The sequence below is a fragment of the Streptomyces sp. NPDC058534 genome, from assembly GCF_042717365.1.
Lineage (GTDB): Bacteria > Actinomycetota > Actinomycetes > Streptomycetales > Streptomycetaceae > Streptomyces.
Genome location: NZ_JBHXNW010000020.1, coordinates 1 through 23,682, shown reverse-complemented (window position 1 = coordinate 23,682; position 23,682 = coordinate 1). Strand labels below are relative to the sequence as shown.

18 protein-coding genes and 1 pseudogene are annotated in these 23,682 nt (G+C 72.5%); 2 read left to right on the top strand and 17 right to left on the bottom strand.

The features are described 5' to 3' along the window. Positions 1 to 313 precede the first annotated feature (313 nt). Together ACFWR9_RS14875 and ACFWR9_RS14870 are read left to right on the top strand one after the other, a co-directional pair. Positions 314 to 547 carry a hypothetical protein gene (locus ACFWR9_RS14875; RefSeq protein WP_383841046.1) on the top strand — a complete coding sequence of 78 codons (234 nt, stop codon included), beginning with the start codon at positions 314 to 316 and terminating at the stop codon, positions 545 to 547. A gap of 335 nt (positions 548 to 882) precedes the next feature. Next, positions 883 to 1,539: a phosphatase PAP2 family protein gene (locus ACFWR9_RS14870; RefSeq protein ID WP_383841043.1), complete on the top strand. Its 657-nt coding sequence runs from the start codon at positions 883 to 885 to the stop codon at positions 1,537 to 1,539. A gap of 48 nt (positions 1,540 to 1,587) precedes the next feature. Here ACFWR9_RS14870 and ACFWR9_RS14865 read toward each other — a convergent pair whose 3' ends face one another. The 17 genes and pseudogenes from ACFWR9_RS14865 to ACFWR9_RS14785 form a co-directional block, all read right to left on the bottom strand. Then, the gene (locus tag ACFWR9_RS14865; protein ID WP_383841040.1) at positions 1,588 to 2,931 is read right to left on the bottom strand and encodes a glutamate-1-semialdehyde 2,1-aminomutase; all 1,344 of its coding nucleotides are present in this window, start codon (positions 2,929 to 2,931) and stop codon (positions 1,588 to 1,590) included. 7 nt (positions 2,932 to 2,938) lie between these two features. Continuing rightward, positions 2,939 to 3,490 carry a dTDP-4-dehydrorhamnose 3,5-epimerase gene (gene rfbC / locus ACFWR9_RS14860; RefSeq protein WP_383841037.1) on the bottom strand — a complete coding sequence of 184 codons (552 nt, stop codon included), beginning with the start codon at positions 3,488 to 3,490 and terminating at the stop codon, positions 2,939 to 2,941. Then, positions 3,487 to 4,743, bottom strand: a complete 1,257-nt coding sequence (locus ACFWR9_RS14855; protein ID WP_383841034.1) for a polysaccharide pyruvyl transferase family protein — start codon at positions 4,741 to 4,743, stop codon at positions 3,487 to 3,489. Before ACFWR9_RS14855 ends, rfbC begins: the two co-directional genes overlap by 4 nt. Next, positions 4,740 to 5,687 (bottom strand): glycosyltransferase family 2 protein, encoded by a 948-nt coding sequence (locus ACFWR9_RS14850; RefSeq protein WP_383841031.1) that lies wholly within the window; start codon positions 5,685 to 5,687, stop codon positions 4,740 to 4,742. Before ACFWR9_RS14850 ends, ACFWR9_RS14855 begins: the two co-directional genes overlap by 4 nt. Next, a complete protein-coding gene (locus tag ACFWR9_RS14845; RefSeq protein ID WP_383841028.1) occupies positions 5,684 to 7,006 on the bottom strand; it encodes a hypothetical protein in 1,323 nt (440 codons plus the stop codon). Before ACFWR9_RS14845 ends, ACFWR9_RS14850 begins: the two co-directional genes overlap by 4 nt. Positions 7,007 to 7,011: 5 nt before the next feature. Next, positions 7,012 to 8,310, bottom strand: a complete 1,299-nt coding sequence (locus tag ACFWR9_RS14840) for a DUF4910 domain-containing protein (RefSeq protein ID WP_383841025.1) — start codon at positions 8,308 to 8,310, stop codon at positions 7,012 to 7,014. Continuing rightward, entirely contained in the window at positions 8,307 to 9,341 is a 1,035-nt protein-coding gene (locus ACFWR9_RS14835) for an NAD-dependent epimerase/dehydratase family protein (RefSeq protein ID WP_383841022.1), read from the bottom strand. The genes ACFWR9_RS14840 and ACFWR9_RS14835 overlap by 4 nt, the downstream gene beginning before the upstream one ends. A 3-nt stretch (positions 9,342 to 9,344) precedes the next feature. Further along, positions 9,345 to 9,992, bottom strand: coding sequence for a PIG-L deacetylase family protein (locus ACFWR9_RS14830; RefSeq protein ID WP_383841019.1), 648 nt, complete (start codon positions 9,990 to 9,992; stop codon positions 9,345 to 9,347). Beyond that, positions 9,989 to 10,783: a glucose-1-phosphate cytidylyltransferase gene (locus ACFWR9_RS14825; protein ID WP_383841016.1), complete on the bottom strand. Its 795-nt coding sequence runs from the start codon at positions 10,781 to 10,783 to the stop codon at positions 9,989 to 9,991. Before ACFWR9_RS14825 ends, ACFWR9_RS14830 begins: the two co-directional genes overlap by 4 nt. Next, a complete protein-coding gene (locus ACFWR9_RS14820; RefSeq protein WP_383841012.1) occupies positions 10,780 to 12,015 on the bottom strand; it encodes a class I SAM-dependent methyltransferase in 1,236 nt (411 codons plus the stop codon). Before ACFWR9_RS14820 ends, ACFWR9_RS14825 begins: the two co-directional genes overlap by 4 nt. Then, a complete protein-coding gene (locus tag ACFWR9_RS14815; protein ID WP_383841009.1) occupies positions 12,012 to 13,286 on the bottom strand; it encodes a glycosyltransferase in 1,275 nt (424 codons plus the stop codon). The genes ACFWR9_RS14820 and ACFWR9_RS14815 overlap by 4 nt, the downstream gene beginning before the upstream one ends. Before the next feature lies 1 nt (position 13,287). Continuing rightward, on the bottom strand, positions 13,288 to 14,526 hold the full coding sequence (locus ACFWR9_RS14810) for an O-antigen ligase domain-containing protein (RefSeq protein WP_383841006.1): 1,239 nt from the start codon (positions 14,524 to 14,526) through the stop codon (positions 13,288 to 13,290). A gap of 1 nt (position 14,527) precedes the next feature. Continuing rightward, positions 14,528 to 16,048 carry a right-handed parallel beta-helix repeat-containing protein gene (locus tag ACFWR9_RS14805; protein WP_383841003.1) on the bottom strand — a complete coding sequence of 507 codons (1,521 nt, stop codon included), beginning with the start codon at positions 16,046 to 16,048 and terminating at the stop codon, positions 14,528 to 14,530. Positions 16,049 to 16,056: 8 nt separating this feature from the next. After that, positions 16,057 to 18,033, bottom strand: a complete 1,977-nt coding sequence (locus tag ACFWR9_RS14800) for an alginate lyase family protein (protein ID WP_383841000.1) — start codon at positions 18,031 to 18,033, stop codon at positions 16,057 to 16,059. Next, entirely contained in the window at positions 18,030 to 20,216 is a 2,187-nt protein-coding gene (locus ACFWR9_RS14795) for a bi-domain-containing oxidoreductase (RefSeq protein WP_383840997.1), read from the bottom strand. The genes ACFWR9_RS14800 and ACFWR9_RS14795 overlap by 4 nt, the downstream gene beginning before the upstream one ends. A gap of 16 nt (positions 20,217 to 20,232) precedes the next feature. Further along, a complete protein-coding gene (gene asnB / locus ACFWR9_RS14790) occupies positions 20,233 to 22,167 on the bottom strand; it encodes an asparagine synthase (glutamine-hydrolyzing) (protein ID WP_383840994.1) in 1,935 nt (644 codons plus the stop codon). Between the two features lie 3 nt (positions 22,168 to 22,170). Beyond that, a pseudogene (locus tag ACFWR9_RS14785) lies at positions 22,171 to 23,619 on the bottom strand (polysaccharide biosynthesis protein); the annotation flags it as partial. Positions 23,620 to 23,682: the final 63 nt, after the last annotated feature.

The following is a 23,682-nucleotide window of genomic DNA, read 5'->3' as shown; positions in this document are numbered from 1 at the left end:
GCCGCCCGCCCGGCCGTCAGCCGTCGTATAGCCCTGGAAGCTGCTCCGGGCGAGGGAGGAGACGGGGAGGTGGCGGGCGATAGCGGTCTTTGGTGGCCCGGACCAGCACGCCTCCGCGTGCCCGCCCGTGGACGGGAGCGTCATGAAACTCCCCTGACAGTTTGATCGGAAGCGGGCGAAAGGCGGGGCCCGCGGGAGGAGTCCAGGGATCAGCAACTCACGATCAGCAATTGCTGAACAGAGAACCGAGCAAGGACGGGGGAGTGACATCATGTCGCATCAGGCACGGCCACCGAGGTGGACAGCGCAGGAGATGAACGACTTCGAGCATGCCCGCGCGTTACTGAGCGCGGTGATAGCCGCGTACAGCGCGCTCGTCGGAGAGGCGACGAGCAGGGAGGTCACTCGGGCTCTACATGCCGAACGCGCCCCATTGCTCCACGACAGGGAAAAGCTGACGGCCGACGACCGGGATCGTGTCGCGGAGATCATCCGGGAGATGCCGGGCCGTCTCGCAGCGGTCCGCGCGGGTGGCAGCAGTGGCTGAAGAGGGCCATACCGCCCCCTCTCCTGACGGCCAAGCAGGCGCAAGGCCTCGCGTACACCCCGTCCAGGCGTACCGCGGCCTGGTCGGGGCCCAGTTGCTACTCGCTGAACCCATACAGCCGACCACCGAGGTTGCGGTGGTGACGATGCATGGCTTCGTCCGGGACGATCGCGCGATGGTCGCAGCATCCGTCCAATGTGACGTTGATGGAGTACCGGAGGGGGCGCATTTCGCAAGGGTAGGGTAGGACGGTGACCTTCATGATGAGGCCCGACCATCACGTCCGACGCCCACGCTGAGTGGGCGCGTCTGTGACCGGCGCGCGGGAGCGCACGGTGCTTCCGACGGGGCCGCGCGTGTGGTTGGGGGCGGTCGCGGTCCTCGCCGCACTGGTGGTCGTCGCGCTCGGGATTCTGTACGCCGGCAGCAGCGGTCCCGGCGTGGTGGACGTGCGGGCCGGGGCGGCGGTGGAGAGTGCGGGGTCGTCGTGGCGGCACGTCGCTCTGGCCACGGACTTCCTGGGGGAGCTCGGGGGAGCGGCGATGCTGGTCGTGGCCGCGGCGGCGGGTGCTCTGGTGCTTCGGCGTCGTCGTGCGGCGGTGTTCATCGTGGCCGGCCCCGGCCTCACCGTGGCGGCGACGAAACTCCTCAAGCCCCTGGTGGGACGCACCATCCACGACGGTCACCTGTCCTACCCGAGCGGGCACACCGCCTTCCTCACCGCGTTCGCCCTCACGGTGGCACTGCTCGCGACCGGCCGGCTCGGTCTCGGCAGCGCGGCCGGCACGTCGCTCGTGCTCGCCGCGGCGACGGCGGCCGGCGCCGCGATGGGCTGGGCGCAGGTCGCCCTGGGCGCGCACTACCCGACCGACGCGCTGGGCGGCTGGTGCACCGCGCTGGCGGTGACACCGGCGACCGCGTGGATGGTCGACCGGACGGCTGACCGCCTGGTCGGTCGGGTACCCGACGTCCGTCAGCCGGACCCTCGCTGACGACACGTCACGCCAAGAGTCACGCCAAGAGTCACGCCAAGCCTCACGTCACACCGAACGGCGGAAGACCGGCTTCACCGGTCGTCCCCCCATCCACGGCGTGGGGTCACCGGCGTCCAGTGCCTTCCGGTACACGGCGCATGCCTGCGCCACCACGTCGACCGTGTGATCGATGTCGGCGTCACCGAGCGCGCCGCTCACCACGAACGACGGGGCCAGCACCCCGCCCGCGAGGAGCCGGCGCAGGAACAGGGTGCGGTACTGTTGTGACGGCTCACGGTTCTCGTCGAGGGTGGCGAAGACCAGGTTGCTGGCCCGGCCCCGGACGACGACGTGGTCGCCCACGCCCATGCCGGCCGCGGCGTCGCGGACCCCGGCGGCCAGCCGCTCGCCGAGCGCGTGCAGCCGCGCGGTGACGCCCTCCTCGACGTAGGTGGCCTGCACGGCCATCGCGGCTGCCAGCGAGTGCGTTTCGGCGCCGTGTGTGGTGGACAGCAGGAACACCCGGTCGCCGGAGTGACGCAGCCCGCCCCACTCCATCAGATCGCGGCGCCCGGCCAGCGCGGAGACGGCGCATCCGTTGCCCAGCGCCTTGCCGAACGTGGAGAGGTCGGGGACGACGCCGTACAGGCCCTGGGCGCCCGCCTCGGACCAGCGGAAGCCGGTGATCATCTCATCGAAGATCAGCACGCAGCCGTGCCGGTCGGCCAGCTCGCGCAGGCCGGCGAGGTACCCGGGCGGCGGCTCGGTGTGGGTGGCGGGTTCGAGGATCAGGCAGGCTACCTCGTCCTGGTACCGGGTGAGCAGTTCCTCGGTGGCGGCCAGGTCGCCGTAGGGGAACGCCACAGTGAGGTCGGTGGTCGCCGCCGGAACGCCGGCGGACATGGGCGTGGTGCCGATGAACCAGTCATCGACGGAGTAGAACGGATGGTCGCCGCAGAGGGCCACCCGTGCGCGCCCGGTGACGGCGCGGGCGAGACGCACCGCGGCGGTGGTGACGTCGGAGCCGTTCTTCGCGAACTTGACCATCTCGGCGGTCGGCACGGTGGCCAGGAAGCGCTCCGCGGCCTCGACCTCCACGACGGACGGCCGGACGAAGTTGCTGCCGCGGTCGAGTTCGCGCCGCACCGCCTCGATCACGCGCGGATGGGCGTGGCCGAGGCTCACCGACCGCAGGCCGGAACCGAACTCGACGTAGCGGTTGCCGTCGATGTCCCACACGTGGGCACCGCGGCCGTGGCTGATGACCGGGGCCAGGTCGTCGGGGTACTGGTCGTCGCCTTTGGCGTAGGTGTGCGCGCCCCCGGGGATCATGGCGCGCAGCCGCTCGTTGGCCAGCCGCGACCGGGGCAGGAGGAACTCTTCTGACGCTTCGGACTCTTCGGTGTCCACGCCGACTTCAGCTCTCTCTCTGCTTCAGGACCTCGGCGAGGCTGGGCGCCTCCCGGTCCCGCCGGGACATCGATATGGGCGGCAGCGGCCAGGGGATGGCGAGTTCGGGGTCGTCGAAGGCGATCGTCACGTCCTCGGCCGGATCGTGCGGGCGGTCGATCCGGTACGACGTGTCGGCGGTCTCGGTCAACGCCTGGAAGCCGTGCGCGCATCCCGCCGGGATGTACAGGGTCGCCTGCGTCTCGCCGGACAGTTCGAAGGTGGCCCGGTTGCGGTACGTCGGTGAGTCCGGCCGCAGGTCCACGACCACGTCGAAGATCCTCCCGTACGAGCACCGCACCAGCTTGGCCTCGCCGGCACCCGAGCGCAGGTGCAGGCCGCGCAGCACGCCCCGGACCGAGCGGGACAGGCTGTCCTGGACGAAGGTGTTCGGTTCGAGGCCCACCGAGCGGACCACGTCGGCGTCGAAGGTGCGGCAGAAGAAGCCGCGTTCGTCGGTGTGCGGCACCGGCTCGAAGAGATACGCGTCGGCGATCTCCGGGACTGCGGTCGCCTTCATGAAGTCTCCTGTCGGGCGCGGGCGCGGGCGCGGGCGCGGGCGTTGGCGTTGCCGGTCGAGGGGAACAGGGTCGCGGTCAGGACGGTGAACTGCTGCTCCAACCGCCGGACGGCGACCTGTTTTCGCTCGGCGAGGGTCAGCCGCAGCTCCGCCGAGCGCTTCTCCAGCTCCCGGAACTGCTCCAGCAGATGCTCGGCGTCGACCTCACGAGCCGGGTGGCAGTACGGGGCCAGCCCCATCCGAGCCATCAGCGCGTCACTCTTGGCCGAATAGCTGAGCGCGAGCGTCGGCGTGCCGACCTTCAGCGCGCAGACCAGATTGTGGTACCGGGTCGCCACCACGGTGCCGGCGGCCGCCGTCTCCTTCATCAGGTCGGCCAGCGAGGCCGTCTCGGCGGCGGTGACCAGCGGCGAGTCCACCGCGTCGACGATCGCGGCGGCCACCGGCCGGTCGAGCTCGTCGCCGGTGAGCAGCCGGACCGGTCTGCCGTCCTCGACCAGCGCGCGGACGAACCGGGTCGTCCCGTCGAGGTAGCGCCGGTGGATCTCCTCGGCCCGGGCGCGGTCGTCGTTGCCGCCGTAGAAGGCCATGACGCCGACGCAGACCGTGCCCGGCGGCCCCGAGGGCGCGCTCGTCCGTGGCGCCGGCAGGGCGAACGCGAGGTCTTCGTAGACCTCGTCGCGCGCCGTGTCCACGCCCATGGCCCGCATCGCGTCGCGGGACATGTCGTCCCGGTACGACCGGTACGTGGCCAGCCGCGCCGACCAGCGCGTCAGGACCCGGGTCGGCCGCTTGGCGATCTTGGCGGCGCCCACACTGACCAGCGCGACCCGGGTGCCGAGCAGCCGCCCGCTCGCGCAGAGCAGGAACAGCGAGTACGGGAAACCCCACGGCCGCAGCGGCAGCGTGGCCTCCAGGACGCCCGTGCCCGGCACGATCACCACGTCGTGTCGGCGCACCCAGACGGCGGTGCGGACGGCGTCGACGAGTTTGCCCAGCCCTTTGGCCAGGATCGCGCCCGCCCGCGACGCGGTCCGGTACTCGCCGCTGTACCAGTTCAGCCGCGTCGCGGGGATCCCGTACCGGGTCTCGACGTCCTCGGGTCCGCCGCACAGTGCGTCCACGACGGCCTTCGGGTGCTCTGCGCGGAGGTACCCGAGCACGGCCTCCAGCGATCCGTTGTTGCCGACGTTGCCGGAGCCGAGCAGCCCGAACACCCCGACGCGCACCGGCGTTTCGCGCCGGGCGGTCATGCCTGCCTCCCTTCGCGGCCGGCGACGAGCGCGTCGACGGAGACGGTGAGCCGGTCCGGGTCGACCGGGGTGCGGTCCTCGACCCGCTCGCCGGCCCCGGGCCGGACCCGGCTGGTCATCCACGCGGCGAGGTGGCGGTAGCACGCGCGCCGGTCCGCGGCCGACAACGGCGCCCGCCGGATCGCCGCGACGAAGCCCCAGACGTACTCGGCGAGCAGCCGGGGCGTCGGGTGCAGCGGGCCTGCCCGGCGTGGGTCCAGGTTGACGCACCGGGAGCGCTTGCCCGGGTTGGCCCGCTCGGCGCGGGTGGGGTGGTCGCGGCGGAAGTAGAGCAGCTCCGGCACCTGGTGGAAGGGCCCGTGCAGGGTGATCTCGGCGACGAACGTGCGGTCCGCGTGGTGGTAGCTGTCGTGCGGCTTCACCCGGCGCAGCACGTCGGCCCGCATCACCCCGTAGAAGTCGTCGCCGCCGGGCTCGAACAGCAGACTGCGGAACCGCTCCGGCGCGTGCGGCGAATCGGTCGCGAGCCCGTACTCGTACGGGACCTTCACCTTGCCGTCGCCGTCGATGACCGCCTGGCCGCTGTGCGCGAGGATAAGGTCCGGCCGCTCGTCAAGGGCCGACACACAGCGCCGCAGCAGGTCCCGGGCGTACAGGTCGTCGTGCGAGGCCCACTTGAACAGCTCGCCGCGGCACTCGGTGAACACGTAATTGTGGTTGGGCGCGGCGCCGACGTTCCGTGGCAGCCGGAGGTACCGGATGCGTGAGTCCCGCACGGCGTACCGGCGGCAGATGTCCTGGGTCCCGTCGGTCGAGGCGTTGTCGGAGACGACCAGCTCGAAATCCTCGTAGGTCTGGCCGAGCAGGGCGTCGAAGGCCTCGGCGAGGTACTCCTCGCCGTTGTACACGGGCAGGCCGATGCTCAAGCGGGGTGGGGCGGTCATGACGTCCTCACTTCACGGATGGGAGGGTGGTGGCGCTCGCGCAGGGCGGCCCGTAGTTGCAGCCACCAGGCGGCGGAGCCGCAGGCGGCGGCGGTGGCGACGCCCCAGGCGGATCCGACCGTGCCGGCCGCGAACGCTCCACCGAGCCCTCCGACGACGTAGCAGGCGGAGGCGAAGAGCTGGCAGCGCAGGCTGCGCCGGGCAGCGGCGAGCGCGCGCAGCCCGGCCGCCGCGCCGGTGCCGAGGCCGGCGCCCGCGACGCCGAGCGTGACCGGCACGATGAGCGCCGAGGCGGCGTACCAGACGTCACCGAGTACCAGCTCGCCGAGCCGGTCCGGCACCAGCAGCAGCGCCGCGCCCCAGAGCAGAGCGGCGACGGCCTGCCCGCCGCCCAGGAGGAGGCAGAACCTGCCCAGCCGGTGCGGGGCCTGCCGCAGTACGCGGGCCGCCTCCGCCACGGTGACCAGCGACAGCCCCATCAGTACGGCGAGGAAGGGGCCGAGCAGCAGTTCGGCGCCCCGGATCACTCCCACCGCGCCGACCCCGACGATCACGCCGAGCCCGTACGCCCGCAGCTGGCTCGCGCCGCTGACGCCGACGTTCTCGACCAGGTACCGGTAGCCGAGGTCGCGGTGGTCGCGCAGCCAGTCGCGTGCGCCGGTCAGCCTGGGCCGGATGCCGGACTGGACGCAGCCGTACACGGCGGCCACCGTGGCGGACGTGCCCCAGGCGAGCACGAAAGCCGTCACGCTGCCCACGCGGGCCGCCACCACCATGGCGGGGACGAGCGCGACACCCCAGACGACGTCGTTCACGAACGCCTTGCGCCCCTGGCCGGCGGCGAAGAACGAGTACCGCCAGGCGTCCTGCAGCAGCAGCCCCGGCAGCATGAGGCCGAGGCCGGCGAACGCGGGCCCCACGCGGCCGCCCAGACCCAGGCCGACCACCAGACACACCGCGCCGACGGCGGCACCGACACCGAGCGCGGTGCCCGACGACCGGGCCACCGCCCCGCGCCAGGACGCCTCCGGCACGCCGCTGAAGCGCACCACGAGCGGGTCGGTGGCCAGCCCGCGCGAGACGCTGAGCACCACGCCGTACGTCACCCAGGCCAGGCTGAACACGCCGAACGCGGTCAGCCCCAGCGAGCGTGCCACGTAGATCCCCACCGCGAAGTTGGACATGCTGGAGGCCGCCTGGTCGGCCAGTCCCCAGGACAGCCGGCCGGCCATGCCGGCCATGGCCCGCGTGCCGGTCCGCCGGGCGGGTCCGGCCCCGTCCGCCGGGGCCGTCGTCGTCTTCTCTCCTTCGGTGGTCATGGGCGTCACGCCTTGAGCAGCCCTGCGCCGTGCAGGGCGTCGGCCGCGTCGGCGACGGTGTCGAACGGCAGCCCGGACCGCTCGGCGACGTCCAGCAGACCGTGCTCGCCGTCGGAGAGGCTGAGCACCCACAGCATGGCCATCTGCGCCTGCTTGGCGTCGCTGCGGCCCCCGAGCGAGTCGTACAACCCGCGCCGTCCCAGCTGCGGTTCGCCGTAGGGGCTGAGGTTGACGTACCGCCGGTCGCGGTCCAGCACCGCGAACGCCTCGCGGCAGACGGCGAGCGTGTCCTCCATCGCCCGGGGGGAGACGAAGTCCAGGTTGTCCGCCGAGGTGTGGTACTCGGGGTAGCCGGCGTACGGAGTGCGGGTGAGCGAGCCCACGCCGAGATCGAAGCCCGGCGAGCAGAACTGCCGCTCGTCGTAGCCGTACGGGGTGAACTCCGTGACGTGGTGCGGGCGTTCCGAGGTGGACAGCACGTGCCGCATCACCCGGTCGATGCCCGCGTCGCCGCGCCTGCTCCGCTTGTACGTCAGCCGGCCCCGGTCACCGGTGCAGGCCAGGACCAGGCCGTGCTTGACCCGTGCCACACGCTCCGCGTTGCGGGCCAGCCACGTGATCGCCCCGATGGTGCCGGGCGCGAACAGGAACCGGTACGTGTAGTACGGCGTCCGTTCCGCCAGTTCCCGGGCCAGGAACGTCGCCACCGCGATGCCGGCCAGGTTGTCGTTGGCCAGCGACGGGTGGCAGACGTGGCAGGAGACGATCACCTCTTCGGGGACCTGCCCGGGGACCACGTGCTCGGCGTAGGTGAGGTGGCCGTCCGCGAGGGTGGAGTCGATACGGACCTCGTACTCGCCGTCCGGCAGCGCGTCCAGGGTGTCCTGGGCCAGGCAGAAACCCCAGTCCGGCTTGTAGTAACTGGTGCGGTACGGCACCCAGGCCGGGTGGTCCGGCAGGGTGTGCAGGTGCGCACGGAGTTCGGCGAGCGGCATCCTCGTCGACACCGGCACGCTGTAGCCGAGCACGTGCAGGCTGGACGCGGCGAAGTCGACGACCCGGTTGCCGTGGGCGTCGGCGATGTACGCGTCGCGGATGTTCCACTCCTGCGGCACCGTCCAGTCGAGCACCTGCGTCCCGGTCGGCACCTCGTGCACCCGCAGCGGAACGTACTCGTCCACGATTTCCAAGGTGGCACGCACCCCGTCGCCGGTGATGCTCCGGCACAGCGGGTACAGCCGTTCCACCATCGCGTGCATCCGCTCGCCGGCCGCCGTCACCGGCTGTTCGCCGGCCGCCGTCATCCGCGCCACCGCAGGGTGTCGTCGACGGAGCCGGCGTCGGAGGCCGCACGCAGCACGGCCAGCCGGGTGAAGCGGCGCTCGAAGTCCTCCCGGGTCAGCCCGTGTTTCCGGTAGGCGTCGGCGAGTTCGAGCGCGCCCTGCTTCACGGTCCACTCGCAGTCGAAGCCGGGCACCGCGGCGCGGAACCGGGAGAAGTCCACCCGGTACGACCGTGGATCGGCACCGGTCTCCCCGGTGATCACCACCTTCGAACCGGACACCGCCGCCGCGACCTGCTCGGCGATCTCGGCGACCGTGACGTTGTTGACCTCGCTGCCGATGTTGAACGCCCGGTCGTGCACCGCCTCCCGAGGCGCGGTCAGCGCGGCCGTGAAGGCCCGGGCGATGTCCACGGCGTGCACCAGCGGACGCCAGGGGGTGCCGTCGGAGAGCACCAGCACCTCGCCGGACAGGAGCGCGTGGCCCACCAGGTTGTTCAGCACGATGTCGGCGCGCAGCCGGGGCGAGAAGCCGAAGGCGGTGGCGTTGCGCATGTACACCGGGCTGAAGTCGCCGTCGGACAGCGCGTGCAGGTCGTCCTCCACCCGCACCTTGGACTCCGCGTACGGCGTCACCGGGCGCAGCGGGGCGTCCTCGGCCACCAAGTTCGACAAGTCGGGGTCGCCCGCGGCGCCGTAGACCGAGCAGGTCGACGCGTACAGGAAGCGCCGCACCCCGGCGTCGCGGGCCAGCCGGGCCAGCCGCACGGACGCGTGGTGGTTGATGTCGTAGGTCAGCTCCGGCGCCAGGGAGCCCAGCGGGTCGTTGGAGAGCGCGGCCAGGTGGATCACGGCGTCCACCCCGGCCACGTGTTCCGCCGTGACGTCACGCAGGTCGACCCGATGCCCTGGCGGGTCCTCGGGCGACGGGCCCAGCACGCAGTCGGCGAACAGGCCGGCGTCGAGACCGACGACCTCGTGCCCGGCGGCCGTGAGTACGGGCGCCATCACGGTGCCCAGATAGCCCTGGTGTCCGGTCAGCAGTACGCGCAAGGTTCAACCCCCCAGGTTGAGAGTGAGTTTGGTGACGGCGAACGCCTCGGCATAGCGCGCGTGGCATTCGATGCCGCGGATCCGGGCGAGACCGAGGAAGGCCTCCCGGTCGTACCAGGGCCGGTGCCGCTGCGAGGGGTAGTGCTCCTGGAGCAGCCGTACCTTCCGCTCCGCGATCTCCGGCGACAGCGGCTGGTACGCCACCGGACGCCCTAGATCGCCGTCCCACTTGGCGATCTCGTAGCGGAGTACGAGGTGGTCGCGGAACGCGGTGGTCATCAGCTCCGCCAGGCCGCGGTGATCCTGGTGCGCGTCGTCGGTACGCGGCGCCAGCACGAGATCCGGTTCGGTCCGCTCGCGCAGCTCCTCGACCGCGGCCTTGGCCTCCTCCCAGTGCGCGGGAATCCGGCCGTCCGGCAGCTTGAGCACGGTCAGCCGCAGGTCGGCGCCCGGGCAGAAGGCGTCGAGCGCGGCCAGCTCCTCCTGCTCCCGCTCGCCGCCACCGCCGGACAGCACCAGCGCGTCGACGCGGACACCCGGCCGCGCGAGGCACAGCGTGAGCAGGGTGCCGCCGGCACCGATGGCGATGTCGTCGCAGTGCGCGCCCACCGCGACGATCCGGTCCAGGGGTCCGGCCCCGAGCCGGATCACGCCCGCGCTCCGACGCCGGCCCGCTCCCACACGGCCCACGGGCGGTCGCCCTGGGCGTAGGCGGCGTCGAGGGCGGCCCGCTCCTTCACGGTGTCGGTGGGCTTCCAGAAACCGCGGTGCTGATGCGCCACCAGGCGTCCCTGCTTGGCGAGTTGGGCGCATCCGTCGGCGACCAGGTCGCCGTTCTCGGGTATGTGGTCGAAGACTTCCTGGCGGAGCACGAAGTAACCGCCGTTCTCCCACAGCGGCAGTTCGCCGACCGCCGTGATGCCGCCCACCAGGCCGTCCTCGCCCAGCTCCACGCAGTGGAACGACGACTGCGGCGGGACGACCATCATCGACGCCCCGGCGTCGCGCGCGGCGAACCGGTCGATCATCTCCGGCAGCGGGGCGTCGGTGAGCACGTCGGCGTAGTTGGCGAGGAACATCTCGTCGCCGTCCAGGTGGTGCCGCACCCGGCGCAGGCGTTCCCCGATCGGCGACTCGATGCCGGTCTGCGCGAACGTGATCGTCCAGTCGGATATGTCCGTGGACAGCAGCTCGGTGCGTCCGCCGCGCAGGACGAAGTCGTTGGACGTCGTCTCCTCGTAGTTGAGGAAGAAGTCCTTGATGTGGTGCGCGCCGTACCCGAGGCACAGGATGAACTCGGTGTGCCCGAAGTGCGCGTAGTAGCGCATGACGTGCCAGATCAGCGGGCGCGGGCCGACCATCGCCATCGGCTTGGGCACGTCGTCACAGGCGCCGCTGCGCATCCGCATGCCGTAACCGCCGCAGAACAGGACGACCTTCATCGCATGACCTCGACAATGCTCAGTTCCGGAATGGGGAAGACCAGCCGGCCGCCCCAGTCGTGTACGAAGGACAGCTGCTCGACCAGCTCGTCCCGCAGGTTCCAGGGCAGGACGAGGACGTAGTCGGGCCGGTCGGTGGGGATCTGCTCGGGCGGCAGGATCGGGATGCGGGTGCCGGGGGTGAATCTGCCGTGCTTGTAGGGGTTGCGGTCGACCGTGTACGGCAGCAGGTCGGGCCGGATGCCGCAGTGGTTGAGCAGGGTGTTGCCCTTGCCCGGCGCGCCGTAGCCGACCACGGTCTCGCCGCGTTCGGCCGCCTCGACGAGGAAGCGCAGCAGGTCCCGGCGCACCTTGGCCACCCGGGCGGAGAATTCGGTGTACCCCGACAGCTCCTGGAGCCCGGCGGCCTTCTCCCGGGCCAGCACGTCGGCCACCCGCGGGGTCGGCTCGCCGGCCGCGTCCTCCGGCCGTGCCCACAGCCGGATGGATCCGCCGTGCGTGGGCAGCAGTTCGACGTCCACGAGGGCGAGCCCGCCGCTCGCCAGCGCCCGGATGGCGGACGCGACCGTGTAGTACTGGAAGTGCTCGTGGTAGATGGTGTCGTACTGGTTCTCCTCGATCAGGGTCAGCAGGTGCTGCACCTCGATGGAGACCCAGCCGTCGTCGGCGACCAGGGCGCGCAGCCCCTGGGTGAACCCGACCACGTCGGGGATGTGCGCGTACACGTTGTTGGCCACGACCAGGTCCGCCGGGCCGTGCTCGGCGCGGACGGCGGTACCGGTCGCCGGGTCCAGGAACGCCGTGAGCGTGGGCACACCCGCGTCCCGCGCAGTGGCGCCGACGTTCACCGAGGGCTCGATGCCCAGGCAGCGGATCCCACGGTCCGTCACGTGCCTCAGCAGGTACCCGTCGTTGCTGGCGACCTCGACCACGAACGCGTCGGCGCCGAGTTCCAGCCTGGAGGCGGCGTCGGCGACGAACGTGCGCGCGTGCTCCACCCAGGAGGTCGAGTAGGAGGAGAAGTACGCGTACTGCGTGAACGTCTCCTCCGGCGTGATCAGCGGAGGTATCTGCGCGAGCCAGCAGCCGGTGCAGACCCGCAGGTGCAGCGGGTAAGCGGGCTCGGGCTGGTCGAGCTGGTCCGCGGCCAGAAAGCTCTCGCACGGAGGCGTCGCCCCCAGATCGACGACGCTCTCCATCGCCGTCGAGCCGCAGAGTCGGCACCGTGTCATCTCCTGCCCCCATCCCCGCCCGCGCGGGTGCCCCGCCGCGAGCCAGTGTTGGTGTTCCCTTCCGCCGGCGGGCCGTCCCCGCCGACGGACCGACCCGCGACCGCGGTGCGGTATCCCTCCATCAGGCGTTCCAGCCCGACGGCCGGGCTGAAGCCCTGCTCGTATCGGCGCCGGGCCGCCCGTCCCATCTCCCGGTTGCGGGACGCCTCGGCCGTGATCCGGCGCAGGCAGGACGCGAGCGAGGCGGGCTCGCCCGGCCGGTGCAGCAGCCCGCTCACCCCGTCCTCGACGAGTTCGACGAAGGCGCCGTGACCGGCGGCGACGGCCGGGACTCCCGCCGCCATCGCCTCCACGACCACCAGACCGAACGCCTCCAGCCACGTGGACGGCGCCACCACGGCGACCGACCGCGCGACGGCCTCCCGGCACTGAGCCGGGTCGTACAGCCCGACGTACCGCACGTCCTCCCGGCCCGCCGCCCAGGCGGCCACCTCTCGCTCCAGTGGCCCCGCGCCGGCGATCACGAGCGGCACGCCCACGCCACCACCGGCGGCGATCTCGTCCCACGCGGTCATGAGCAGCCGCACGCCCTTGGCCTCCGCGAGCCGGCCGAGGAAGAGCAGATGCTCGCCGGGGCCGGTCCGGCGGGCGCCCGGGTCGGGCACGAAGTTGTGCTTCACCGACAGCCGTTCGGCCGGCATGCCCGCTCCCACCAGCACGTCGCGCTGCGCCGCGGAGATGCAGAAGAACCGCTCCACGCCGGACCACCAGCGCCGCCGGTTGACCGACATGCTGACCGCGAGCGGCACCGTCGCCAGCCGGGAGTTCCGGTAGCAGCCGTGCCGGACGGCGGGCAGCGGACCGGACCCGACGCATTCGGTACACGGCCTGCCGTCCCGCTGCAGCGTGCCGGGCGGGCACACCTGGGTGTAGTTGTGCAGCGTGGCGACGGCGGGCACACCCGCGTCGGCACAGGCGGCCAGCACCGCAGGCGACAGGAGCGGGAAGACGTTGTGGATGTGCACCACGTCCGGCCGTTCGGCACGGAGCCGCGCGGTGAACTCCGCCCGCACCGCCGGGTTCCACGGCACGAGGAGCGGCACCGCGACCTTGCCCAGCAGCGAACGGGCGGCGATGTCGTCGCTGCGCCGCTCGAACGACTCGACCCGGTGGCCGGCCCCGCGCAGCAGCGCCACCTCCTGGTCGACGACCTTGTTCTCCCCGCTCGGCTGCGCCGAGGCGTAGCGGTTGTGCGCCACGAGGACATGCATCTCAGGTCACCTCCGGTGTGCTGCGGGCCCAACCTGGGACGTGGCGTCCAGGGGCTTCGGGCGTCGAAAGGGGAGTGGCCGCCGAGGCGGGAGCCGCCAGCAGCGACGCGGCCACGGCCAGATGCAGCAGATACGGCGAGGCGTCGCCCAGCCCGGCCTCGGTGTACGACGCGATCGCGCAGTAGCTGATCAGGAAGATCGCGCAGGCCCTCGACAGCGACGGCGGCCGCAGCAGCGCGACGCCGCCCAGGACGACGATCATCCCCGCCACGAGGGCCACGCCGGTCACCCCCTGTTCGTGGTAGACGGCCAGCCAGCTGTTGTCGATCGGCAGCCCGCCGAACGACTTGTCGCCCAGGCCCGCGCCGAACAGGTACTCCGAAGTCGTCCGGGGCGCCGCCAGCAGGGCGTCCCAGACCTTGGCCCGACCCGTGAGGCTGGTGAAGTTCTCCTCGCTCTGTCCGCGCAGGAACCACGCGTGCAGCGCGGAGCCGAACGCCACCGCCGCCACCGCGGCGCACAGCACCGCCCAGGCGAAGAACCGGCGGGCGGCGGCGCTGGTCAGGACGAGCGAGCCGATCGCCAGGGTCAGCCCGACGAGCAGACCGAGCGTGGCCGTCCGGGTATGGGTCAGCACGAGCAGGACGAGTGCGGGCACGACGACCACCGCCGCACTGGTCCGGTCGGTCCGGCTGCCCAGCACGAGCAGCACGGTGAGCCCGATGACCACCGCGGCGTACTGTCCGATCTGCGGCGGGGTGAGCGGCCACAAGGCGCCGACCAGCCGCCCGCCGTACAGCTCGGGCAGGGCCGTGCCCGGTGAGACGACCGCGCCGGCGGCCACCGACCCGAGGACCGCCAAGTACATCCGGATGTGGTGCCGGACGAACGTCGTGCCGCCGTCCCACCAGCGGCTGAGCAGCCACAGGGTGGCGAGGAAGAGCGCCAGCCGGGCGCAGCGGAACAACGCGCCGAACCCGGACTCCAGGCTCACGCTGGAGATCACGCTCGGCACCAGCAGCAGGGTGAGCAGGAGGAGGAAGGCGCTCGCCCGGATGCGCAGCCGGAGATTGACCGCTAGCGCCAGCGCGAACGCGGCGGCCAGCGCGCCCATGGTGACCATCTGGATGAGGGAGCGGGGCAGCGGCACGATGGTCTCCGCCCCCGCGGAACCCAGCGTGTTGAGGACCAGCAGCCCCCAGACCGTCCCCACGGTCCTCGACGTGCCCTCGGCGGCCATCTCAACCACCGTCCCGGGCGCGGAAGGTACTGCCCTCGTCCTGCCGGTACGGCATGCCCTGCCACTGTCCGGAGTCGAGGGTGCGGCTCGGGTCGTGGGCGACGAACGTCCACGCGCCGACGTAGACGTTGTCGTGCCAGCGGTTGTGCTGCTCGCTGGTGATCGCCTCCGCCACGCGCTCGCCCTGGTACGGCGACCAGTCCGGATAGGTGCCGTAGTTGGCCAGCACCGCCATCCGGTCGCAGTGCGCCGTGCAGCCGACGACGGAGTTGTCCAGCACGAAGCGGTTGTCGTGGATGTCCACCCGCTGGGTCTTCCACCGGCAGTCGGCGTAGAGCGGTGCGGTGGCGATCCCCGGCTGGGCGCACCGGTCGGTGTCCTTCACCAGGAGCGTGCACTCACCGGACGAGGTGTTGGCCGGGCTGTTGCAGAACCGGTCGGCGTTCTCCCACAGGGTGATCCCGGACCAGTTGTTCTCCAGCGTGTTGCCGTAGATCTCGATCTTGTCCGTGCGGGCCCGGATCCGCGGTTCGCCGCCGGACTCGGACACGTAGACGGTCGCGAACGGGAAGGTGTCGCCGCGGTCGGCGTACCTGCGGCCCTCGACCCAGTTGTTGCGCCGGATCGTGTTCTCGCGGACGACCGCGTTGTAGCTGGTCTCGTAGATCAGCGCGGCACCGTCGTTGGCCTCCAGCACGTTGCCCTCGATGCGGAAGTCGTTGTTGTTGGTGTCCGCCCACAGTCCGGCTCCGCGGTTGTCGTGCACCCAGTTGCCGCGGATGTCGGCGCCGTCGACGGCCCAGAACTTGACGCCTCCGGTGCAGCCGCAGCCCGGCCGCCGACGTTCCCAGTCGTCCGTGTTGTTGCCCACGATCTCGTTGCCCTCGACCACCAGGTCGCTGATGCCGCCGCCGGCCTTGTAGGCGTTCATGCCGTACTGGCCGTTGCCGCGCAGACAGCTGGCGCGGACCCGCTGGCGCGCGCCGGCCATCAGCCCGGCACCGGAGTTGTTCTGGATCGTCGCGTGCTCGATCACCCACCCGTCGGCCGAGTCGTGGTTGACCACGCCCTCGTCGTGCGGCGCGACGAAGCCCTGCACGGTCAGGTGGCGGATGGTCACGTCGCGGGCGGAGCCGCCGAACGCGTACTGGTTGGTCTTCCGGCCGTCGAGCACCGCGCCCGGGGCACCCAGGTAGCTGTTCCCCTCCTTGGGGACGACCTGGGCGTAGCGGTCCGGCTGGAGCCTGTGGGTACCCGGCCGCAGCCAGAACGTGGTGTTCGGGGGACTGCTCCTGGTCTTCGCGGCCAGATCTCCGGCAACCGCGGGGTCGACCGTCACCGCGCCCGCGGGCGCCGTCGCGGGACCGGCCGCGGGTTCGGCGCACACCCGGGCCACGGACGCGGTCGGCGTGGCGCTCGGCTTCGGCCGCGCGCCCTGCGTGCTCTCACAGCCGGTCGCCGCCAGCAGGGTCAGCGCCAGCGGTGCGGCAGGCAACGCCCAGCGCCGCCACTTGATCCCCACGCGGCCCCCTAGCCGTGGAACCTGAGTACGGTGGTGAACCCCTCGGCGCCGTCGGCGAAGCCGGTGCCGACCAGCGTCGTGGCGGGTTCCTTGCGCCCGAAACCCGCGGAGTACCAGCCCAGCGGCGGGTCGGTCTCGCCGCGATGCGCCCGCCAGCTCAGCTCGCCGGGCAGGTCGAGCGCGGCGGAGCGCTCCTCGCCGTCCCGGGTCCAGGTGAGGGCGGCCCGGTTCCCCGCCAGGTCCGCCGTGATCGCCGGACCGAGGTGGAAGGCCAGTCGCACGGTCCGGCGCGGGCCGCGCACCTCGTCGACCACCGTCAGCTCCCGGCTCGCGGCCGTCAGCTCCACCCGGCGGCGGTGCACGGAGCGCTGGTATCCGTCGTGCTCGGCGCTCCAGCGGGCCGTCCCCCCGTCCCGGGCCCCGGACGGGTCCGCGACCAGGACCCGGCTGCGGGCGTGCCGGGTCCACAGGAACGGGCCGCCGGAGACGGACTGGTCGGCGTCGTCCAGTTGCAGGGTGTTGTGTCCGAGGGTCGACCGGAAGTACCGCCGCCACACGGGTTGCCCGTGGTAGCAGAACGTCCCCGGGTCGGCGAGCACGTCGACGCCGTCCTGCCGGACCTCCACGGACAGCGCGTCCGCGTGCGCGTGCGCGGCGATGGACAGGAAACCGTGCGGACCACCGTCGCAGCGGCACCAGATCCCGGCCGGACCGCGCAGGATGGTGAGCCCCGCGTCGGCGAAATGGGCCGGCCGGCTCGCCGGGCGGGCCACCGCCGCCCCGGCTCCGCCGTCCGGGTACGGCCGGATGAGCGCGGCCAGCATCGGGGTGCGTACGTCGGTTCCGGTCACGGCCGGCCACCAGGCGCGCCGGCCGAACACCGCGTCCCCGGTCGCCAGCAGCGAGCCCCAGCGGTCCGTGCCCGCGCCGTCCACCACCAGACCGTGCCCGTCGTCCGCGTCTCCTTGGCGCGGTGGCCGCAACCGGTTGTCGACGATCGCCGCGAGCGCGTCGGTCATCCGCAGCAGCACCAGCCGGACCGACGGCGGGACCGGCACGTCGGCGAGGTCCGCCTCCGCCAGTGCGGCCAGGCCGAGTTCCAGCACGAGTCCGTGGTACTCGGTGGCCAGCTCGCGGTTGAGGCCGGAGAGGAAGGTGTTGCCGCGCAGATGCCGTTCAAGGGACCGCAGCGCGTCGGCCCGCAGGCGCGCCGAGGAGGGGAACCACCCGAAGGCGCAGGACGCCGCGAACTGTCCGGCGGACTCGGCGACGACGTGGTTGTTCGCCGAAGACCCCCGGCTGGGGAAGGCGGCCAGCCAGCGCTGGTGGTGCCAGATCTGGTTCAGCGCCACCGGGTTGCCCTCGAACAGCCCGGCCGCGCCCGGCCAGCCGTCGAGCAGCCGGCGGACCCACACCCAGGACAGCAGCCGGATCCCCAGCTCGATGCCGCTGGTCCAGTGCACCCCGCGCAGCGGCGCGTTGGCCGCCCACCACGACCGCAGGTGGTCGGCCACGCGCTCCGCGTACCGCTCGTCCCCGGTGATCGAATAGGCGGTGGCGAGCACGGTGAGGTACTGGTGCCGGGACAGCTCCCAGATCTGCTTGATGTCGCCGACCACGTCCTCGTCCCGGTACGGCACACCGAAGGCGTAACCCCACGGAGCCCGGCGCCCGGTCTTCGGGTCGTACCACCAGTCCGGGTCGGCCAGGTCGTCGCGGACCACCCCGAAGTACTCGACGTGCCCGGCCATCAGCCGGTCGGCCTCGGCGACGAGACGCTTCGCGGCGTCCGGCGGCACCGAGGCGACCGTCCCCGCGGGCAGGACAGCGGTGAACCGGGCGCCGGTCACGGTCGGGCAGTCCGGCGGCGCCGACCGCCAGCGCCGCCGGCGCAGGGCGTCGCCCGCCCGGCCGCCGACCTCCCGCGGCCCCATCCGGGACAGCCGCCGCAGGTACCAGCTCGGACTCCCCGAGTTCACAGTCATCGCGCCGCCGCCAACGTGACCGGCGCGCCGCCGGCCAGACTGGTCTGTACGGCGAGGGTGGCCGTGGTGGTGGCGACCAGCGACTCCAGCGGCACGGGCATCGGGCGTCCGGTCCGCACGGCCCTGATGAACGCGGCCAGTTCGGCGGACTGGCCCTTGTCCCGCGCCTTGGGCAGCCGGGAACTGACCCACCGCTTCCGGCGGCCGTCGTAAACAGAGGCACGGACGAAGTCGTCGAGCCGCAGCGCGCGGCCGTCGGCGACCAGGTCCAGGGTCTCCTTGGGGAAGCCGGCCGGGCCGGTGGTGAGGTAGCTGATGGTGGCGGTCGAGCCGCCCGGGTAGCCCAGCACCACCTGGAGGTCCTCGTTGCCAGGTGTGGCCATCGCGTACACCGAGACCGGGTCGGCGTCGAGCAGCCGGCTCGCCGTGTCGATGAAGTGCCCGCCCTCCCCGGCGAACCGCGAGCCCTGGGTGCCCTGTTGGAGATACCAGCTGCCGTGCTCCAGTCGGCCCGTGTTGACCAGGTAGCGCAGACTGGCCGGCCCGGTCCGCGCGCCGAACCGCTGCCGGGCCTCCTGCAGCAGCGGCGCGAACCGGCGGTTGAAGCCCACCTGCAGCCGGTCGTTGCCGGACTCCTCCACCGCCGCGAGCACGTCGGCCAGCTCGTCCTCGGTCAGCGCCAACGGCTTCTCCACGAACACCGCCTTGCCGGCCAGCAGCGCCCTTCGGGTCAGCTCGGCGTGCGAGCTGTGCCGGGTGACCACGAACACCGCGTCGATGGACGGGTCGTCGAGCACGGCGTCGAGTTCCGTGGTCGCCTCGGCGAAGCCGAACCTGCGCTTCGCGTTGGCCGCGGACAGTGCCGTCGTGGTGACGACCGTGGACAACTCGACGCCCTCGCGCTGCGCCAGGTGCGGCAACAGCATCGACGTCGCGTAGTTTCCGGCGCCGACGAACGCCAGCTGCACCGACCCCTTGCCGGACCGGGCCGGTGCGGGGGCCCCGCCACCGCGCCGCACCGCGGGCACGGTCACCTCCGGGGCCACCGCCTCCTCCGCGTGTCCGGGATACCGGAACAGCACGGCCACGGCCTTCAGATCGCCGTCCTTGAGGCCCTGGTACGTCTCGACGGCGTCATCGAAGTCGGCCGTGTGGGAGACCAGGGGCTCCACGTCGACGCGACCGCGGGCGACGAGATCGAGGAAGCACGCCAGGTTGCGACGCTCGGTCCAGCGCACATAGCCGATCGGGTAGTCGCGCCCCTCCAGCTCGTACTCCGGGTCGTAGCGCCCGGGACCGTACGAGCGGGAGAACCGGACGTCGAGCTCCTTCTCGTAGTACGCGTTCCAGGGCAGGTCCAGGCTGCACTTGCCGATGTCGACGACCCGGCCGCGGTCCCGGCTCAGCCGGGCGGCCAGCTCGACGGGCTCGTTGCTGCCGCCGCCGGCCGCCAGGTACACCTGGTCCACACCGTGACCACCGGTGAGTTCGGCGACGGAGTTCTCCACGGCCGTTGAGGAGGGATCGCCGCAGACCGCCGCGCCCAGACGCTCGGCGAGTTCGCAGCGCACCGGGTCGGGGTCGACCCCGACCACGCGCACCCCCGAAGCCGCCAGCAACTGCACCACCAACTGACCGATCAACCCGAGGCCGATGACCAGTGCCACTTCGCCGAGCTGAGGTTCCCCGCGGCGTACGCCCTGCAACGCGATCGACCCGACGGTGCCGAACGCGGCGTGCCGCGGCGCGAGGCCGTCCGGCACCCGGGTGTAGAGGTTCTTCGGTACCCAGTTCAACTCGGCGTGCAGCGCGTGCTCGTTACCGGCGCAGGCCACGACGTCACCGACCGACACGTCCTCGATGCCGGTGCCGACCTGCTCGACCACCCCGCACAGCGAGTAGCCGAGCGGCGTGTAGGAGTCCAGCTTGCCCATCACCTTGCGGTAGGTGGCGGGCACTCCGTTGGTGGCCACGCTCTGCACCACCTTGGCGACCTGGTCCGGCCGCGACCGGGCCTTGCCCACCATCGACATGCCGGCCTCGGACACCTTCATCAGCTCGGTCCCGGTGGAGATCAGCGAGTAGGCGCTCCGCACCAGCACACCGCCCGGCTTGCACCCCGGCACCGGGACGTCAAGCAGCGCCAGCTCGCCACTCCTGTAGTTCTGCACAACCTGTTTCACCGAAGTCCTCTTGTCTCTACGCCGTCGAGGGAGAGTTCTGGCCGGCCCCGGAGAGCGCGCCGCGATACCAGTACTCGAGAGTCAGCACGTGCCACAGATGCTTGGAGTAGTCCCGGTGCCCGGCGGCGTCCTCGGCGACGAGCCGGGCCAGCGCGTCGCGGCGCAGGAGGCCGGAACGGACCAGCTCGCCGTCGTGCACGACCTCGCGGACCAGCGGTGCCAGGTCCCGGCTCATCCAGGCCCGCAAGGGGGCGCTGAACAGGCCCTTGGGCCGGTACACGATCTCCCGGGGCAGGACCGAGGCGGCCGCCTCCTTGAGTACGGCCTTGCCCTGGCGCCCGGCGATCTTGCGGTCGCCGGGGACGGCGAAGGCCGCCTTGACCACCTCGACGTCCACGTACGGCACCCGCACCTCGGTCGACGCGGCCATGCTCGACCGGTCCGTGTAGGCGAGGTTGAGGCCCGGCAGGAACATCCGGGCGTCACCCAGGCACATGCGGTTGACGAAGTCGTCGAGGTCGTTGTCCTGGTAGACGTCGGCGTGTTCGGTCAGCACGTCCTCCACCGTCCCGGCCAGGTCGGGATCGACCAGGGCGAGCAGCTCGTCCCGGTCGTACATGGTGTAGCTGCGCCGGAACGCGGTCTCCTCCGGCAGTTCGGCGAACGAGAGGAACCGCTTCGCGAAGCGCACCGACCGGTACCCGCGGCGGGCCGTGGCGACCGGCAGCCGGTCCACGGCAGCGGACACGCCCCGCCGCAGCGGCCGCGGGACGCGCTGGTAGCGCAGCGCGAGCAGGTTGGCCAGGTGCTTGCGGTACCCGGCGAACAGTTCGTCGGCGCCCATCCCCGAGAGCATCACCTTGACCCCGGCTTCCCGGGCGGCCTCGCAGATCAGGAACGTGTTGATCGCGGCGGGGTCGCCGATCGGCTCGTCCAGGTGGTACGTCATCCGCGGCAGCAGGTCGAGCACGTTCGGAGCGATCTCGATCTCGTGCAGGTCGACGCCGAACCGCTCGGCCACGTGCCGGGCGTGCCGCAGGTCGTCCGGCATCGCCTCGAACCTGGCGTCCTCGGCGCGGAACCCGATCGTGTAGGCGGAGATCCCGGGCCGGTCGCGGGCCGCCAGCGCGGTCAGGTAGCTGGAGTCCAGCCCGCCGGAGAGGAAGGTCGCCACGGGCACGTCGGAGAGCAGGTGCCGCCGGGTCGACTCCTCGACGACGGCGGCGACATCCGGCCGCTCGCCGCTCAGGGCCCGCTCCCGCCCCTCGGCGGCGACGTCCTTCAGGTTCCAGAACCGGCCGCGCTCCACCCGGCCGTCGGGCCGGCACCGCAGCCAGCTCCCCGGCGGCAGCTTCTCCGCCCCGCGCAACGCGCAGCGCGAGTCCGGCACCCAGTAGTACAGCAGCGAGGCGACCAGCGCCCCGTGGTCTACTTCCAGCGACCCGCCGGTCACGGCCGCGAGCGCCTTCAGCTCGGAGGCGAACACCAGGCCCTCACCGCGCCGGAGGAGGAACAGCGGCTTGACGCCGAGCTGGTCGCGGGCGAGGACCAGATCACCGGTCCGTTCGTCGAAGATCCCGAACGCGAACATGCCGCGCAGCCGGGGAAGGCAGTCGGTGCCCCAGCGCCGCCACGCCTCCAGCAGCACCTCGGTGTCGGACGTACCGCGGAAGCGCACCCCGGCGGCGGCCAGCTCGGCACGCAGCTCGGGCGCGTTGTACAGCTCGCCGTTGTACGTCAGGACGAGGCCCCGCGAGACCATCGGCTGGGCGCCCGTCCCGGTCAGGTCGATGATGGCCAGCCGGCGGTGCCCGAGGTGCACTTCGCCCTCACCGACGGGGTGGCTGTACCGGCCGGCCCCGTCCGGACCGCGGTGGGCGAGGACATCGGTGAGCCGGTCGGCCACGGCCTTCCCGTCCGGCCATCGGTATGCGCCTGCGATGCCACACATGTCCTACCGCACCTCCTGGTCGCTGTCCGGGACCCGCGCCGCCCGCATCGGCAGCCGCTCCGTCCGTGGCTGTTCCGTCCCGTTCCGCCCGGCGGGCCGCTCGCTCCGGCCGCGCAGCGCGTGGTGCTGCCCGTCCCACAGCGTGCCGTCGGTCCGGTCCCGCGGATCGGGGTCGATCAGCACCACACCGATCACCGCAACGCGCTGGTCCGCGAGCTGCCGTGCCACGGTGTGCAGCCAGGCGGCACTACCGTGCCCCGCACGGACGACGAGCACGGTACGGCTGCCGAGGTGGGGCAGATCGGTCCACGCCGTGCCGGGCGCCACCGAGCCGACGCCGAGCCGGCGCTCCTGATCCGACCCGGCCGCGGCGGTACCTTCGCCGCCGACCACGGTCGGGTCTCCCGGCTTCGGGCGGCGGCGGGCGAGCGGGAGGCCGGGCAGGGCGTCGACGACGACCACCGACTCCTGTGCTTCCCTCGCCGCCAGTGCCGCCGCGAGGTCGAGGGCGATCACGCCCGTGCTGCGCGCGCACCCCAGCTCCAGCAGCGACACCGGTTCCGCGGAGCCGCGCACGGTCCGGGCCAGCGACGTGGTGAGCCGTTCGTGCGCCGCCCGGATCCGTCGGCGCCGCCAGAGCCTGGGCGACCCGCGGCGGGGCAGCTCCGCGATGACCGAGGCCCCGAGGTGCGCCGCGATCTCCCGGCGCAGCACGGGGCGGTCCGCCGCCACGGCGCCGACCGCCGCCATCACGAGCCCGAGGACCAGCCCGAGGACGAGTCCGATCCCGGCGTTGGTGACGGCGGCCTTGGGCAGGGAGTGCCGCACCGCGCGGGGGGCGTCCACGATCTGCGTGCCGGCGACGACCCGGGGCGTGCCGGTACGCGCCTCCGCGGCCCGCTGGTCGAAGTCGGCGACGCGTGAACTGAGTTCGGCGCGGCGGGCGAAGAGCGATTCGAGGCTCGCCGACGCCTTCGGGTCGCTCTCCGGTGATCGGTCTCCGATCGCCTTGTTGACCTCGGCGAGTTCGTCCCGCGTGCGCTCACGCTGGTCGAGCAGGGCCTTGGACTCGGCGTCCGCGGTCTCGCGCATCCGCCGGACATGGTCCGTGACGAACGCGTCGGCGAGCGCCTTGGCCCGGGCCACGGCCTGAGCGTCGCTGTCGCCCGTCACGGTGATCTCGAGCAGGTTGGTGGTGAGGCCGGTGCCCCGGTAGTCCTGCATGAAGTCCTCCGGTTTCTCGGGGGACTTGAGGTCCAGCAGGGCGGCCTCGGCGATCCGCGTCGTCCTCAGCAGCTCGACGTCGGTGCGGATCAGCGTTCCGGTGTCGTTCGGCTGGTCCTCCTTGTGGGCGACCAGCACCTTCGTCACCGCGGTCGGCGAGGGCGGCAGCAGGACCGCGAGCGCCCCGCCGGCCAGCAGCCCCAGCAACGCCAGGGAGCACCAGAGGCGGGGGGGGGGGGGGGCCCCCCACCCCCCCCCCAGCGAGGGCGACACACGGGGCGCGGGCGGGCC